The following is a 16,112-nucleotide window of genomic DNA, read 5'->3' as shown; positions in this document are numbered from 1 at the left end:
AGGACGATCGCCCCACCTCAGACACAGATGTCGGTATGTTCGCTGAACAGGCAAACCGCAAGTGGGGCGCGCCGCGATACCCAGTGCATTCGCCGGAGGACGATCGCCCCACCTCAGACGCAGATGTCGGTATGTTCGCTGGGACGGCGGGTCATCATCGAGGGCTTAGAAACTACAGTGCATCAATTGCCACTCCAACTTCTGGCATACCGGTCACCCCGCAGCGCACACACTACTCGGAGCACTTTTTTCATTCGTGATCGCTGGGGCACCTCCCATCACAGACACAAGGCAGGCAAAAAAACTTACTGCGCAAACACACCATAATCAAGGGGATTTTGATTTATCCACTGGCTATCACGCCAAACCCAAACCTGATAATCCAAATGTGGCCCACTTGACATACCGGTCGAGCCGATATAGCCGATCAGATCGCCGGGATTGACCCACTGACCATCACTCACCGCAAACCCACTAAGATGCGAGTAACCGGTGCGGTAGAGTTCGTTCGTCACCCAGATATGATTTCCTGCCGGCCAGCTATCGTAGGTTAAGGTGACGTGCCCGGCGTGCGTTGCATACACCGGTTGGTTCTGCGTCCCGGCGGGATCGGCTTTACCATCGCCATCTCCATCGAGCGCGAGATCGACGGCTCCCCAAACCTGTGCCGGGGCATGCGTACCCACACCATAGCCCTGCGTCATGACAGTATTAGCTGCCCGCAATGGATTACCACTCGGAATCATAGCAGCATCAAAGCCACGACCCTGCGGCTGTGCCACGCCGACTAACGCTTCCTGCGCTGCGGCATTGATACTGTTGACCTTCAGTGCCTGATCAACCGAACCACGCCAATTGCTTAGCACAGGTTGGGAAGGGGTGAACAAGCGCGGTAGAGCGCTGAAGACAAGAACTAGAAGTGTGATAATAATCATAATTGGTCGCATGGAGCTTAAAACCTAATAACACCACTGAACATTGGTATTCGTGATTGAAATATCTTGAACTATCGGGCAATTGTTCATCGCCAACGTTCTTCAGTACGATGTTTTCAACGACATGTCTTGCCCACAAAAGATCGCGGCCCACAGCACAAGCACTCATTGACTCATCACCGACCGCGAGAGGGACAGTAATTCTGAAAGAGCGAAGCCGAACGTCTCGGTATACATTCACCGCCATCAACAGCAGCGCACTGAGGCTGCACCAATCGCCGTATGACTAGCGCTAGGGAATTTGACCACTCCGCCACCGATCGACAAGACCGGTCACAACCTGTATGTAGCCCTGCACGTCATTTTCAAACGACGGCGCATAAATCGGAATAATGTCAGCCACGGTTTGCAAACCACGCCAACGAATATACTCGACATCGATAAGCCGATACCAATCGGCAATCCCGGTCTCCCAGTCGGGGTAATCACGAAACCGGCCATAGCACGTCGGATAACCAGCACAAATAATGTTACCGACATTGTGCGTTGTACTACCATCGGGCTTCATACCGGCCCAATTCGGGTTCGTCCCGGCACCACTCTCATGAATAAAGAAAGCTATCGCATAGGCTGGATCGATGTTGTACTCCAACCCAAGGCGGTACCAGATCTCACCGGTACCGGTTGCCGGCGAGCCATAGCTGCGCAGAATCTCATCGATCTGTGCCGGCGTCAGACTTGGCGCCGAACGCAGTCGGTGATCACCTAGTGCCGGGATATTGGTGAGACTGGCAGCATTCACCTGCACCGCTCGGCTAATATCCACCGCGTACTGAAAGCTCAAGATAGGTGAACGCGATAAGGTCGCTAACCAAACAACGATAATCACGAGGCTTACCAAGCCAATCCCTACCATCACCGGCCACTGATTGGCTCGAGCAGCCCACAACCATGGAGTAGAACGCTGCCCTACCGGCAGGGGCAGGTCGGTTGCTTCGGGCAGAGGTGTGAAACCCACAGATGTCGAATCGGCTAATCGGTTGTTGCGTAGTCTCCGATCAACACCTACTGCAACAGCGTCTCGGGCTAATGTTACCAGCGTTCGTTCTGGCCCGGCCACCAACTGTGCGGTTGACGATGAACCATTGCTCCTCGCATAAGCGCCAACAGTATGCCTTGCTGACGGAATTGGCGGCGCTGTGTTGCCACGCGGCGGCGCCGAGAGCGCAGTGTGATCGGTGACGGACCGTTCCGGCGTTGCGGGCCGGGCGTGTTTGGCAGTTTCCTGATGTGTTTGTGGGCGATGATAAGCATCCGTCCGGCTCCGCTGCGCCCGTCGGTACGCCGATCTCACATCTTCGGGCACACGCAACCCGATAGGCTCTTCAGGACGAGACGGCTGAACATGCTGTTCGAGCAAGGCATCGAGATCGGACGTCAATTCAGCAAGCGGTTGCCTTGGGAGACGCTGAACAGACTCCGTCTCTTCAATTGAAAAGAGCGGTTGGCCCAAGCGCCGATTCCGGTTGCGGCGAGAGAAGGCACTCACTTGCTTCGCTCCTGTGCCAGCCGGTGCCACTCTTCGGGGTTAGGCAGGCGAAATGTACCGTCACGGTTGAGATACACCACTTGCTCGTTGTGGATGGTGACGACGAGATCGGCCAAACCATCACCATCAGCGTCTGCCAAAGATAATACCACAGGGGTGAGATCTTCATGTAACCCAAATAGGTATGGGCCTTGCCACGTCTGCACGTAGGTCGGGTCACCACCGGGTAACACGACGATCACGGTTTGTCGATCGAGATTCATAGCAATAAAGTGAGACGGATGCCCTGTCCGCTCGGCAGCTAAACCAGCATAGCCGGTGAGATGGGTGGTTCGTGGTCGCCCATAACGCCAGTCATCGAGCACGATGCGACCAAAGTCAATCACGACGCTCACGATGATGGCGATTGCTACGATGACCGTCGCCGTCACGAGCCACCGAACAATGGTATACACTCCAACTGAACGTCGTGTCGGTGATAATACGCGACTGGTGGTTGCCATACCTGCCCTCCTTCCTCATCGATGACGGCACCACTTGCTCCGCTCTGTTATCAAGTAGTACAGGATTGTAGATTGTCAACCGTCGATGACGGCACCACTTGCCCCGCGCTTGCGTGAGCGCTATCGTACCCATCATTGTGTGCAGAATGATCGAACATTTGTTCTGATTATAGTTTAGAACACTTGTTCTTGTCAAGTCGGTTTTTAGGCATTATCATGAGCTAGATCGCTCACGATTCGTCACAATTGGTAGTACGATGGTTCGCTAATTGGGTTACAATAATAGAAGTACGAACCTTACCTCGGCACCATTGATGCCTCCGTTCCCACGCTTGTGACGGGTTATTCCCATTTCACACCTACTACCGACAAAGGGAGCCTTATGCGTTATTTACTCGATCAACGCTCATACGAAGAGATGTTGGCGCGTAAAAGCCATCCACGCGATTGTTATGTGCGCAACCAGGAGTACTGCCACCACATCTACATCGATGGCGTGAAGTACACGGTTGCGCGAGCCGTCTATGCCTGTCTAAAAGAGGCGCAGGCGAAAAACGATGTTGATGCGCTCTTGCATCTGCAAATGCACATCACCGATCTCGAACGCTTGATCGGCGAAGCACGCGCTCGGGGCGAAAATATTGCCTCGCTGCACCTCCTTGGCGACCCCCCACCGTCGGACGAAGAGGCCCGTCCGACAATGAACAACTCTTTCTTACCGGCGCAACCGGTCACTATCGAAGAAACCGGCCTCAACCGTACCTTCCTGACCGAACAATTCCTTCGCATTCTCTACAACAAGGGTCGAGCGACCGGTATGGAATTGGCCAATGCAATGGGGCTGTTTTACCGCGTGATCGAACCCATTATTATTGACCTGCGGAATGTGGAGCAAATCGACATCGTCGGTCAACGTGGTTTTGGCGATATTAACTACGAATACATTTTGACACCGCGTGGTCAAACGGCTGCGCAAGCGGCGATGGAGAAGGTACAGTACACCGGTGTGTGCCCGGTGCCCCTCGATGCGTGGATCGAGTCGGTGAAAGCGCAGACGGTGAAGAAGGTCAAAGTTACTCGTCGTAATATCCGTGATGCGTTTGAAGGACTCGTGATAGACGAGTCGATCCTGAATATGGTTGGTCCCGCCGTCAATTCCGGCTCATCGGTGATGCTCTTCGGATACCCCGGCAATGGGAAGACGACTATCGCCGAGCGGATCACCTATCTGATGGGTGATGATATCTTCATTCCCTACGCTATCTACGCCGACGGTGCGATTATCAAGATGTACGATTCGGTGATTCATGAGCCGCCACGACGACCACTTCCTGAAGAGACTGAGTACGACAAGCGCTGGATTCGGATTAGCCGTCCGGTCGTGATTGTTGGTGGTGAATTGACGCTCGAGCAACTGAACCTTGTCTACAACCCGACCTCAAAAGTCTATGAAGCACCATTCCAGATGAAAGCCAACTGTGGCATCTTTCTGATCGATGACTTCGGCCGCCAACAGGTGCGCGTCTTTGATTTGCTGAATCGCTGGATCGTACCGCTGGAAAAGCGCTACGACTTTCTCAATACGGTCTCTGGGCAGAAGATTCAGATTCCGTTTGATCAACTGATTATGTTCAGCACCAATCTTGATCCCAAGGACCTTGGTGATGATGCCCTGCTGCGCCGGATCAAGTTTAAGATCGAAATCATCGATCCGACCGAAGACCAATGGCGCGAGATCTGGAAGATTATGTGTAAGGTGCGGAAAGTGCCTTACGATGACCGTAGTATCGATTATCTGATCGCAAAGTGGTTTCGTCCTGATAATCGGCCGTTCCGTATGTGTCAGCCGCGTGATATTCTCGACCAGTTGATCGCGATCGCGCGTTACAATATGGAAACGCCTACCCTCAGCCCCGATCTGCTCGATGCAGCGTGCCTTTCGTACTTCCCCAGCAAGGAGAAGAAAAACTTCGGGGCCAAGGTGCGGTTGGATTTATAACGACCACCATAAGCACGCGATCAACAAGCGACACAGATCGCTGTGTCGCTTTGTTATCATGCCCAACACCTCTAGCCAACCGATTCTTGATTGCGTCATATTTACGACCTATTACAGACTTTTTTGCTATTGATTCAAGATCAGCAAGTTCTTTGCTCGTCTCGTCACTGCTATGCCAATCGCGTTTGATCGCATTGTGAAGCCTCGCGTGTTTCTTCACAAAGTATAGTGCTATCGTTGTAGTTGGTAGACAATTGATCGGAATTCCGTTATAATTCAGTAGCAGTGTAATATTTTGTAGATCAAGTCACGAACAATGTACTACTGCCGGCACAAGCCGGCAGTTGACTGTCATTCTCTTGATTTTATAGGGAGATGGTGGTCTTCGGTAAGGGAAGGATGGAACGATGACAGGAGTGCTCACCCTCACCCGCACGTCGGTCGGCAAGAAGGTAATAATGGCCGTAACCGGCTTCATTCTCGTCGGTTTTGTAGTGTTTCACATGTACGGCAATCTGAAAATGTATCAGGGTCCCGAAGTCTATAATGCGTATGCCGCCGGCCTGCGATCACTCGGTTATCCCGTTTTCGGACACGAACACCTCCTGTGGATTGCGCGCGTGATCCTGTTGGCCTCGGTCTTTTTGCATATCTGGGCCGCAACCAGCCTGACATTACAGAGTCAACGCAGCCTACGGGGCAGCAGCATTTCGGCTATCCGTCGCTACGGTCAACACAAGCGCCAATCGAGCTACGCCGACTACACGATGCGGTTCGGCGGGGTGTTGATCTTCTTCTTCATCGTATATCACATTCTCCACTTGACCTTTGGCGTTGTTGGCTACGAGCCGGGTCAGTTCATCCATCCGCACGGCGATGTGTATGAGACCTACAACAACGTCGTGTATGGGTTTCAGAATCCGCTGATCGTCGGTTTCTATCTGCTAACGATGGTTTTTCTTGGGCTACACCTGTACCACGGCGTTTGGAGTATGTTCCAAACCCTTGGTTGGAACAATCGCACCTACGATCGGCTGTTACGCGGGCTAGCAATCCTGGTAGCGGCAGCCGTCTTTATCGGTAATGTCTCCTTCCCGTTGGCGGTCTTGTTCGGTTTTGTCGCGTAAACCTTCCGCCCAACGCTAGAAGAGTGAGGAACTCCGCATGAGCGAGACGAAGAATGAAACGGCGGTTCGCACCGGTACCCGGCAGGTCGAGTTTGTGAGTGTCCTTGACTCGAAGGTACCGAGCGGACCTATTGAGCAACGTTGGGATAAGCACCGCTTCGAGATGAAGCTGGTCAACCCGGCCAACCGTCGCAAGTACACGATTATCGTGGTCGGTTCTGGGCTGGCCGGAGCATCAGCCGCAGCTACCCTGGGCGAGGCGGGCTACAATGTGCTCTGCTTTTGCTATCAGGATAGTCCACGCCGCGCGCACAGCATCGCTGCACAAGGTGGGATTAACGCCGCGAAAAATTATCGCAACGACGGCGACAGTATCTACCGCCTCTTCTACGATACGATTAAGGGTGGCGACTTCCGTGCTCGCGAGAGTAACGTCTATCGGCTGGCTCAAGTCTCGGTAAATATTATCGACCAGTGCGTTGCCCAAGGTGTGCCGTTCGCCCGCGAGTATGGCGGTCTGCTCGATAACCGCTCGTTCGGTGGCGCCCAAGTGGCCCGTACCTTCTATGCTCGTGGTCAAACGGGGCAGCAATTGTTGCTCGGTGCGTACCAGGCGCTGAGCCGTCAGATCGCAGCCGGTACGGTGAAGATGTTCCCACGCACCGAGATGCTCGATCTGGTGGTCGTCGATGGCCGGGCGCGCGGTATCATTACTCGTGATCTCGTGACCGGCAAGATTACGCGCCATGCTGCCGATGCAGTGGTACTGGCGACCGGTGGTTATGGGAATGTCTTCTACCTCAGCACTAATGCCAAAGGCTGCAACGCGACGGCCATTTGGCGGGCACACCGTCGCGGTGCTTTCTTCGGTAACCCATGCTTTACCCAGATTCACCCGACCTGTATTCCTATCAGCGGCGAATATCAGAGTAAATTGACACTCATGTCGGAGTCGCTGCGGAATGATGGCCGGATTTGGGTGCCGAAGAAGAAAGGTGATACTCGCCGACCACAGGATATTCCTGAGTCCGAGCGCGATTACTACCTTGAGGAGCGCTACCCTAGCTTCGGTAATCTGGTGCCACGCGATATTGCCTCACGGGCCGCTAAGCAGGTCTGTGACGAAGGCCGCGGTGTTGGTCCCGGTGGTCTCGGCGTATACCTCGACTTTTCTGATGCAATTAAGCGGCTTGGTCGCCAGAAGATTGCCGAACGCTACGGGAATCTGTTTGACATGTACAAGCAGATTACCGGTGAAGACCCCTACGAAACGCCTATGCGCATCTATCCCGCCGTACACTATACGATGGGCGGATTGTGGGTCGACTACAATTTGCAGAGTACGATACCCGGCCTCTTTGTGATCGGTGAGGCAAACTTCTCCGATCACGGCGCCAATCGACTCGGTGCGTCGGCGCTGATGCAGGGTTTGGCGGACGGCTACTTCATCCTGCCCTATACCATCGCCAACTTCCTTGCTCAAGTCAAACCCGGTGGGATAAGCGTCGACCGGCCTGAATTCGCCGAAGCGGAAGCTGAAGTCCAACAGCGGATTAATCGGCTGCTCAGCATTCGCGGGAAGCGCACTGTCGATTCCTTCCACCGCGAATTGGGCAAGCTCATGTGGGATAAATGCGGCATGGCACGCAACGCCCAAGGCTTGCGTGAGGCGTTGGCCCGCATCCCCGAAATCCGTGCCGAGTTCTGGGAGAACGTGAATGTACCCGGTGAGGCCGGTGATCTGAATCAGGCTCTTGAGAAGGCTGGCCGTGTCGCCGATTTTCTCGAATTGGCCGAACTGATGTGTATCGATGCCCTCCATCGCGAGGAGTCGTGTGGAGGTCATTTCCGCGAAGAGTATCAGACCCCTGATGGCGAAGCGCTGCGCAACGATGAGCAGTTCTCGTATGTAGCAGCGTGGGAGTTTACCGGCGATACCGCCAAGCCCCGTCTGCACAAGGAACCACTTGTGTTTGAATACGTCAAGCCGACTCAGCGCAGCTATAAGTAGACGACGGTTGGTAGCGCACTCGTTGACTTCGATCAGCCTTACTGCCACCGGTTGGCAAGCCAACCGGTGGCCGGAGATAGCCTATGAAGATCACCCTCAAGATCTGGCGGCAAAAGAACCGTTCAACACCCGGCGAGTTTAAGACGTATGTCATGGATAATGTCAATCCCGACATGTCTTTCCTCGAAATGCTCGATGTGCTAAACGAGGAATTGATCATGAAAGGTGAAGAGCCGGTTGCGTTTGATCACGACTGTCGGGAAGGTATCTGCGGCATGTGCTCACTGATGATTAACGGCGTAGCCCATGGACCGAAAAACGCAATTACTACCTGCCAGTTACATATGCGCAGCTTCAATGACGGTGACACAATTACCGTCGAGCCGTGGCGCGCCTCTGCCTTCCCGATTATCAAAGACTTGGTTGTCGACCGCAGCGCGTTCGACCGGATTATCCAGGCCGGCGGCTATATCAGCGTGAGCACCGGCTCAGCACCCGATGCTAATACCATCCCCGTCCCGAAGACCGCAGCCGACCGCGCAATGGATGCCGCTGCCTGCATCGGTTGTGGTGCTTGTGTCGCGGCGTGCCCCAACGGCTCGGCAATGCTCTTCACCGCTGCCAAGGTTACGCACCTCGCCCTATTGCCGCAGGGTCAACCTGAACGGTATCAGCGCGTGGTGAATATGGTTGCTCAAGCTGACTTTGAGGGGTTTGGGAATTGTACTAATATCGGTGAATGCGCCGCAGTCTGCCCCAAGGAGATTAGCCTCGAGACGATTGCCCAACTCAACCGCGATTTAGTGGTGGCAGCGTTGCGCGGGATCGAACCCAATACACCAATTGGTGCAGCAACCAGACGGTGATTGTACGCGCGACTCCCCATGTACGGGCGACCTAGCGGGTCGCCCCCTACGTCCCGATGTACGCGCGATCCGGTGGGTCGCCCCCTACGCTCCACCGCGCCTCCATTACGGGCGACCCGGCAGTACGGGCCCCCCGATGTACGCGCGATCCGGTGGGTCGCCCCTTAGCCCACCTCTTTGCGGTGCTGCTTGCACTCGATCACCAACGCTTGTGCCACCTGTTCAAGCACGGTGAGCGTCGTCGCTGCAGTACGCTGGTACGAAAAACTAGCCGCCTGCACCATACCACGCTGACTGAGTTCGGCACGGAGTGCCTCATCGTCGAGCAGACGGGTGATCGCCGTCGCCCATCCGGCCACATCATCAGGTGCAATCCTGATTGCCGCCGCGCCAACCACCTCCGGCAGCGATGTTGCATCGCTGACAATAACCGGTGCAGCACAAGCCATTGCCTCAAGTGGCGGTAGCCCAAACCCCTCGTAGCGGGACGGATAGGTAAAGATCGTACAGGCTTGGTAGAGCAATGGACCATCCTCAACGGGTACATCGATCCGGCGTACAGCCGAGCCGAGACCGAGATCGGCGATCATCTGATTGATGTCGGGAAAGAGTCGCCGATCGCGCCCCAGTGCGCGCCCGGCAATAACTAACGTAACATGCCGATAACGATTCCGCACTAGCGCAAAGGCGCGGAGTAATGTGTACACATTTTTACGCTCATCCAACCCACCAACGTAGTAGATAAACGGCGGTTGTACCTCATAACGGGCTGCAACCAACTGCTGAACGGCAATCTTGTCAATCGGCGGGCAAAACTGCTCACCGGCTGCTAAGTACGTCACCGTTACACGGTCGGGTGACAAGCCAAGATAGTTCAAGATCGTCGTCCGACTGAACGATGAAAACGTGAGCACGTGAGCACTGCGCAACGCGGCCCGTCGTACCAATGCCATGTAGACGCGCACCGCCCAACTACCGCGGTAGGCCGGTAACAACAGTGGGATGAGATCGCCAATTGTCGTCACTACCGGTAATTTTGAGCGTAACGGGGGAGCAAAATAAGGTACGAACAGCACTGTGGGTTCACCGTTGCGCGCCAAGCGTGCAGCAATGACCGGCACGGCGACCTGTTCAAAGATCACCTTAGCAACCTGACGCGAACCACCGATCTTGACCGGTAGCGCCTCGATCCCGTCGGGTAGTGCAGGGATCGTGGTACCCGCCGGTAACAAGATCACATAACGATGCTGTGGTGCCAGCCGGTACATCCATGGCAACAGGTTGTGTACGTATTGACCGATACCTACGGTTGGCTGGGACCAAAAACTGCCATTAATCACAATTTGCACACCGACCTCCTCAATAGGTAACGAGGATGAGGTGATGATCCCGACATCACAACCCACAGATGCGAACACAAGAAGGGCGAAGTTAGCGCACACGTTCAGTTTCGCAACCCAAAACCCAGCAATGTGATACCATCACTAGCCCCTCTTGACTGCACCTTCGTATCACACCTGTTGCACAGCTTGGCGTTACCTTATAGCGGCTGACCATGTTATTTGATTGTCATTATAGCTGATTTTGATACAGATATATCCATGCCCAGGATAATTGACAGTTCACCCTCGCAATGCAATAATCACCGTCGCAGCATACGACTCCTGTAACCACATTGGTTACCCGTCCTTCCGCACCTCGTATCACATAGAACGAAAAGGCAGGTATATTATGGAGCAGCACCCCTCCGGCCTGAAACTCGCATCGTGGCTGGTAGCCGCCGGACGTACCGTCGATCCCGGCGCACCGCTAAACGTACCACCGATCCCGGCCTCCAACTTTATTCTTGGTCAGGGACGTTCGTATGCACGCGGTGACTCCACACCAACGTGGGAAGCACTGGAAGAGGTGATCGGTGGGCTAGAAGCCGGCAAAGCGGTAGCCTTTGCTTCCGGGATGGCGGCAGTCGCTGCCATTTTCGATCAACTTCCGTCTGGCGCACGAGTAGTCTTGCCCGACGACTGCTACCAGGGCGTTGTCGGTTTGGCTATGGCCGGCGCCGCTCGCGGACGCTGGTCGGTGCAACGCATTGCCCTGACCGATACCGCCGCCTGGCAACAAGCTTGTACCGAAGCCGATCTGATCTGGCTTGAGTCACCGTCTAATCCGCTGCTAACCGTCGCCGATCTCGACGTGATTTGTGCTGCACCGCGCAAACCCGGCGCTATTGTGGCAGTTGATAATACCTTCGCTACTCCGCTAAACCAGCAACCACTCGAACTAGGAGCAACGGTATCCGTCCAATCGGCAACGAAGTTTATCGGCGGCCATTCCGATTTATTGGCGGGGGTCATCACTACTCGTGACGAAGCACTTTGGCAGCACATCCACCAAACCCGTACCCTCGCCGGCGCCATTCCCGGCACACTCGAAGCATTTCTGGCCGTGCGTGGCGCACGGACTCTCGCATTGAGGCTCGAACGGGCACAATACAACGCTATGATCCTCGCCCAACGGCTGGCCGAACATCCTCTGGTCACGTGTGTCCGTTATCCGGGATTGCCATCCCATCCGACGCACGCCACCGCCAAGCGGCTGTTAAAAGGATTTGGAACGATCATTTCGTTTGATGTCGCCGGTGGAGCGGCTGCCGCCGATGCTGTTTGTCGGCATGTGCGACTGATCCGCCACGCAACCAGCTTAGGGGCAGTTGAGTCGACGATGGAACGGCGCGCAGCAGTTGCCGGCCAAGAGCATTTACCACCATCGCTACTACGACTCAGTGTGGGGATCGAAGACGTTCATGATCTGTGGAACGATCTCGATGCGGCTATTCGCGCTGCAAGTACATGATACGGTGAGCGTACCCAACACGATTACACATCTGGATCGGGCTGTCACTGTAGTTTGGTGCGCTCGGCTCGGAGATGGGCAGCCAACGCTTCAACCGGCGGAAACTCGGCTGCCCAGTCGTCATTAGGTGGCCAAAATTCGTCAAGCCCACGCACACCTGTTCGCTCGTAGGCTAGGGCCTGCGCCATCAATTCGAGTCGATCGACAGCCTTCACCAGACGAGCTTCGCGGGATGTCCCGGCCGTGTATTCCTCCCATAACGCCAGATATTCATCTGCCCGTGGTAAATGGCCGATCAGGCTCACCAAACCATCTCGCTCAGCCTGACGCTTCGTCGCTTTACCCAACAACCGTGTTGCTGTAGCCGGCAAATCACCGAGCAGCGACTCGGCTAAATCGTGCAATAGCGCAATTGCCAGCAAGCGCCCCTGATCAATACCCTCGATTTGATCACCGATGAGCAAGCAGAGTACGGCAACACTATACGAATGCTCAGCAATGCTCTCGACATCACGCACACCGCGCTGAAGCCAACCGGTGCGTGGCAGCAGCTTCAACGACAACAAACGGGGGAGAAATGCACTCAGATTGGGCTGATCCATCCTTTGCTTCCGTCGGTAGATGATCGGTTAACAGGGTTGGTTTGGATACCTTTTGCTCTGATGATAATGGGGCGCATCGACGCCCCGTCACTACCAAATATGTGCTCGAAATACGCTACGTATGCCTGACTTCCGTAGCCTGTTCACCTCCACTCTCACGTAAGGCAAAAAGGCGCAGTGATCGGATCGTTGTCACGTGCTGAGCAACCGTCTCGGTTATACGCACAATCCGATCCAGGCTGCTCAATAACGATTCATCGGTTACTTCTTCTCGCACTAATTGCGCTTCTCCCATGATCGCCGTCAACGCTTGACTAATAGAATGCACAACCTTCCGTACCGTGATCGATGCCTCTTCTACCTCGGCTTTAAGTCGCTCATAATCACGCACCTGCTGACGGAGCTGGTCATAACTTACCGCGCGACGCAGTGTGTACCGTAACATCTCGTGATTAATCGGCTTCGTAAGACAATCAAATGCACCGAGCGATAGCGCCTCCAACGCTGTCTTCGGCGAGTCGTTAGCCGTAGTCACGATGATCAATGGTCGATCTGGCTCCGTCGCCCACGCTTTGAGAATATCAATACCGCTACCATCAGGTAAACCGAGATCGAGCAACACAATTCTTGGCCGACGGGACACAAGCGCGAGCCGAGCTTCAGACACGTTACGCGCTATATCAACAGCATACCCCTCGCGACGAAGGATGGTAGCTAGCGAAAATTGTAAAATATAATCATCTTCAACCAGCAGAATCGGCTCTTGCACGTAATTACCCTCTCACACAGAACGTTTGTTACTACAATCTCCTCGTATCGTGCTTGTATTGTACACAGGTATATTCACTACTGCACCAACCCTTGACACGATGGGCAGAAAAAGGTACTCCGTTGCGCTATTACGATCCGTTCGATTGCAGTTTGACAACGAGGACACGGTTTTCCTACCCGATCATAGACGTTGAAATGCTCTTGATAGTTGCCACGACGACCATACCCATCACGATAATTGCGCAGCGAGCTACCCTGATTGGCAATAGCTTCGGCTAACACGAGCCGAATAGCGTGGTATAAAGCAGCAATCTGATCTAGCGTCAGTGCACCTCCCGGCGTCAGGGGATGAATCCCCGCCAACCAGAGCGCTTCATTGGCGTAGATATTGCCAAGCCCGGCGATCAACCGCTGATCGAGTAAGAGGGCCTTAATCGGCGCCTGCCGATTGCGCAAGCGCTCGGCCAGTATCGCCGGCGTAAAATCGTCTGCCAACGGTTCGGGACCATGGGCCGCGTCAAGCGCCAGCAAACCGGTACTATCGAGTAAATGGACTCGGCCAAACTTCCGCTGATCGTCGAAAATGAGGCGTCGACCATTATCGAGATCGAGCGCAAAATGGACATGCGGAGCATCGACAGCCGCCGGTTCGGCAACGAGCAAATGACCCGACATCCGCAAATGAATTGCCAGCGTCCACCCGGCATCGAGAGTCAGTAGCAACCACTTTGCACGCCGGCCAACCGCTTCGATCCGACGTCCGGCCACCAACGTTGCAAATTCGGACAGCGGTGGGGTCAACATTCGGGGCCAATCGAGTTTTGCCAACCCAACAATCGTGCGGCCCAACAGTTGTGGTGCTAACGAACGAGCGACGGTCTCAACTTCGGGCAATTCTGGCATCGCATCCTCACCTATTCACGCCACTCAGCTGAACCGTCGGCCCAATGTTCTTGTTTCCAGATCGGAGCAATCTCTTTGATCCGATCCATAATATAGGCTGCGGCAGCAAAGGCTGCATCACGATGCGGAGCAGCGACAACGACGAGCACTGCTGTTTCACCAATTTCCAGCCGTCCCACCCGGTGATGAACACAAACGCGCCCAATTGGCCATCGTGCCCGCGCTTCATCGGCAATTTGACGCAGCACCGGTACGGCCATCTCGGTGTAGGCCTCGTAGACCAAAAATGCCGTCGGCCGACCATCAAAATGGTTCCGCACCACACCGCTAAACGTCACGACTGCACCATCATCGGGTGTCTGTACCGCAGCGACCAACGGTGCCGGATCGAGCGGTTCAGTTGTGATCACAAATGGTTCAACCATACCCCATCCTCAACGAATCTACCCTGATCGCACTCGCAGAACGTTGTTATCCACCACTGACCGGCGGAATAAATGCGACTTCATCACCATCAGCGAGCACCGTCGCCGGCTGACCAAACTGCTGATTGACGGCAAACAGCAACCGGCCGGTATACCCGGCCAAGCGCGGGTAGTCGGCAACCAACTGCTCCCACAACTGACCAACAGTCGTACCTTTGGCCACGGTATACTGGGCTGTTGCCCGTCCCACAATATCGCGATGACTGGCAAAAAACCGTACTATCACCGTAATCATCGCCGACCTCCTCGTTATTCGATGCTTACAATCGTGCTTCCCAGCCGCCATCGGCAGTAATGACCGCACCGGTCAGGTACCCAGCCGTCGGGCTGAGCAAGCAGAGGATCACCGCTGCAACCTCTTCCGGGGTCCCCAAGCGACCAAGCGGTACCCGACGGGCAAACGTTCGCAACGCCTCATCGGGGCGCTGGGTGTTGACGAGCGCCGCATTTGCCCGTAGGAGAGATGTATCGATCAAGCCGGGACAAACACAATTCACGCGAATACCGTCAGGAGCGCCATCGAGCGCCATTGCTCGGGTTAAGGCAATCACCCCGCCTTTTGAGGCAGCATACGCTGCCCACCCTGCTTCGGCCCGCAACCCATAGACCGAGGCCACGTTGACAATGGCTCCTCCGCCGCGCCGTCGCAACTCAGGCATCACAAAGCGTGAAACTAAAAAGACACCGGTCAGGTTAACATTGATAATCTCTTGCCAAAGTTGTAAAGTTGTACTTTCAATGGTACCCGGCTGTTGAATACCGGCATTATTGACCAACAGATCGATCCCACCGAACTCCAAGACTGCCTCGTTGGCAATGCGGGCAGCATCGCCCTCGTCGCTGACATCGGCGATAACGGCAAGCGCGCGACCTCCCCATGCATTGATCCCCTCGACCAACGCCGTTGTCGCCGCAGCATCGCGGTCAGCGATGACAACCGCAGCCCCTTCGCGCGCCAATGCGAGCGCAGTAGCCCGCCCAATGCCTTGGGCGCCGCCAGTGACAATTGCGACTTTGCCTTGAAACTCCATTATTCCACCTCGTGCTCGTCAGGCAACACCGGACCCAGCCCGGTCGGATGTAATGCCTCGGCTGCTACCCAACGCCAAAAGGCGCTAAATCGGCGTGGCGGTTCACCATGCCACGAGACGAAGGGTGGCAGCGGATGCACCACAACCGTCAAGCCGACAGCCTGCAACTCGGCCACATACTGGCGAAAACGTGGTGCAACGCTCGCCGTGACATGCACCGCCGTCACCCCGTATTCTGCCGCAAAGGCACGTACCTCTTCAACAACGACGCCGCGCCGAATACTTCCGCTCCGACCGGCAATGGCCTCTAGCGCACACTCGTACAGAAAGAACAGCCGCTTGAAACTGAGCTGCATGGTGCGCAACAGTGGCTCATCAAAGACAAAGATTACCGGCGCAGCAGGGTTCGCCAGTAGCGCTGGATCGGTAGGACTAAGACTATCGCCGTGCAACCAAACAATACTGTTACTCATACCA

General features: G+C 55.0%; 16 protein-coding genes. 5 read left to right on the top strand and 11 right to left on the bottom strand.

All coding sequences use genetic code 11. The features are described 5' to 3' along the window. Positions 1-305: 305 nt before the first annotated feature. The 3 genes from ACP5OT_RS08345 to ACP5OT_RS08335 form a co-directional block, all read right to left on the bottom strand. Positions 306-947 carry a M23 family metallopeptidase gene (locus ACP5OT_RS08345; RefSeq protein WP_424675851.1) on the bottom strand — a complete coding sequence of 214 codons (642 nt, stop codon included), beginning with the start codon at positions 945-947 and terminating at the stop codon, positions 306-308. 280 nt (positions 948-1,227) lie between these two features. Then, positions 1,228-2,484: a glucosaminidase domain-containing protein gene (locus ACP5OT_RS08340; RefSeq protein ID WP_428131889.1), complete on the bottom strand. Its 1,257-nt coding sequence runs from the start codon at positions 2,482-2,484 to the stop codon at positions 1,228-1,230. After that, entirely contained in the window at positions 2,481-2,987 is a 507-nt protein-coding gene (locus ACP5OT_RS08335; RefSeq protein WP_428112731.1) for a hypothetical protein, read from the bottom strand. The genes ACP5OT_RS08340 and ACP5OT_RS08335 overlap by 4 nt, the downstream gene beginning before the upstream one ends. 382 nt (positions 2,988-3,369) lie before the next feature. Between ACP5OT_RS08335 and ACP5OT_RS08330 the strand changes: the two genes are divergently transcribed. From ACP5OT_RS08330 to ACP5OT_RS08315, 4 genes are all read left to right on the top strand, one after another. After that, positions 3,370-4,986: an ATP-binding protein gene (locus ACP5OT_RS08330; protein ID WP_424675848.1), complete on the top strand. Its 1,617-nt coding sequence runs from the start codon at positions 3,370-3,372 to the stop codon at positions 4,984-4,986. Between the two features lie 407 nt (positions 4,987-5,393). Further along, complete coding sequence (locus ACP5OT_RS08325) at positions 5,394-6,113, top strand: succinate dehydrogenase cytochrome b subunit (RefSeq protein WP_424675847.1); 720 nt, start codon at positions 5,394-5,396, stop codon at positions 6,111-6,113. 37 nt (positions 6,114-6,150) lie between these two features. Further along, positions 6,151-8,124, top strand: coding sequence for a fumarate reductase/succinate dehydrogenase flavoprotein subunit (locus tag ACP5OT_RS08320; RefSeq protein WP_424675846.1), 1,974 nt, complete (start codon positions 6,151-6,153; stop codon positions 8,122-8,124). A gap of 83 nt (positions 8,125-8,207) precedes the next feature. Further along, entirely contained in the window at positions 8,208-8,990 is a 783-nt protein-coding gene (locus ACP5OT_RS08315; protein WP_424675845.1) for a succinate dehydrogenase/fumarate reductase iron-sulfur subunit, read from the top strand. Positions 8,991-9,154: 164 nt separating this feature from the next. On the opposite strand, the gene ACP5OT_RS08310 is transcribed toward ACP5OT_RS08315, so the two are convergent. After that, the gene (locus tag ACP5OT_RS08310; RefSeq protein ID WP_424675844.1) at positions 9,155-10,339 is read right to left on the bottom strand and encodes a glycosyltransferase family 4 protein; all 1,185 of its coding nucleotides are present in this window, start codon (positions 10,337-10,339) and stop codon (positions 9,155-9,157) included. Positions 10,340-10,721: 382 nt separating this feature from the next. Between ACP5OT_RS08310 and ACP5OT_RS08305 the strand changes: the two genes are divergently transcribed. Continuing rightward, entirely contained in the window at positions 10,722-11,843 is a 1,122-nt protein-coding gene (locus ACP5OT_RS08305) for a trans-sulfuration enzyme family protein (RefSeq protein WP_428112733.1), read from the top strand. Between the two features lie 44 nt (positions 11,844-11,887). On the opposite strand, the gene ACP5OT_RS08300 is transcribed toward ACP5OT_RS08305, so the two are convergent. The 7 genes from ACP5OT_RS08300 to ACP5OT_RS08270 all read right to left on the bottom strand — a co-directional run bounded on the left by ACP5OT_RS08300 (position 11,888) and on the right by ACP5OT_RS08270 (position 16,108). Further along, positions 11,888-12,445, bottom strand: coding sequence for an HD domain-containing protein (locus tag ACP5OT_RS08300; protein ID WP_428131887.1), 558 nt, complete (start codon positions 12,443-12,445; stop codon positions 11,888-11,890). A 115-nt stretch (positions 12,446-12,560) separates the two neighbouring features. After that, positions 12,561-13,214: a response regulator gene (locus tag ACP5OT_RS08295; RefSeq protein ID WP_424675841.1), complete on the bottom strand. Its 654-nt coding sequence runs from the start codon at positions 13,212-13,214 to the stop codon at positions 12,561-12,563. A 77-nt stretch (positions 13,215-13,291) separates the two neighbouring features. Then, complete coding sequence (gene mutM / locus ACP5OT_RS08290; protein ID WP_424675840.1) at positions 13,292-14,119, bottom strand: bifunctional DNA-formamidopyrimidine glycosylase/DNA-(apurinic or apyrimidinic site) lyase; 828 nt, start codon at positions 14,117-14,119, stop codon at positions 13,292-13,294. A gap of 11 nt (positions 14,120-14,130) precedes the next feature. Beyond that, on the bottom strand, positions 14,131-14,544 hold the full coding sequence (locus tag ACP5OT_RS08285; RefSeq protein WP_424675839.1) for a molybdenum cofactor biosynthesis protein MoaE: 414 nt from the start codon (positions 14,542-14,544) through the stop codon (positions 14,131-14,133). Between the two features lie 46 nt (positions 14,545-14,590). Further along, positions 14,591-14,839 (bottom strand): molybdopterin converting factor subunit 1, encoded by a 249-nt coding sequence (gene moaD, locus ACP5OT_RS08280; RefSeq protein ID WP_424675838.1) that lies wholly within the window; start codon positions 14,837-14,839, stop codon positions 14,591-14,593. Between the two features lie 25 nt (positions 14,840-14,864). After that, the gene (locus tag ACP5OT_RS08275) at positions 14,865-15,635 is read right to left on the bottom strand and encodes an SDR family NAD(P)-dependent oxidoreductase (RefSeq protein ID WP_428131885.1); all 771 of its coding nucleotides are present in this window, start codon (positions 15,633-15,635) and stop codon (positions 14,865-14,867) included. Continuing rightward, a complete protein-coding gene (locus ACP5OT_RS08270) occupies positions 15,635-16,108 on the bottom strand; it encodes a hypothetical protein (protein WP_424675836.1) in 474 nt (157 codons plus the stop codon). The genes ACP5OT_RS08275 and ACP5OT_RS08270 overlap by 1 nt, the downstream gene beginning before the upstream one ends. Positions 16,109-16,112 lie beyond the last annotated feature (4 nt).

Origin of the sequence: Chloroflexus sp. (assembly GCF_049970315.1) — a bacterium.
Taxonomy (GTDB): domain Bacteria; phylum Chloroflexota; class Chloroflexia; order Chloroflexales; family Chloroflexaceae; genus Chloroflexus.
The sequence above is the reverse complement of the archived record's forward strand: the minus strand, read 5'-3'. Positions and strand labels throughout refer to the sequence as shown.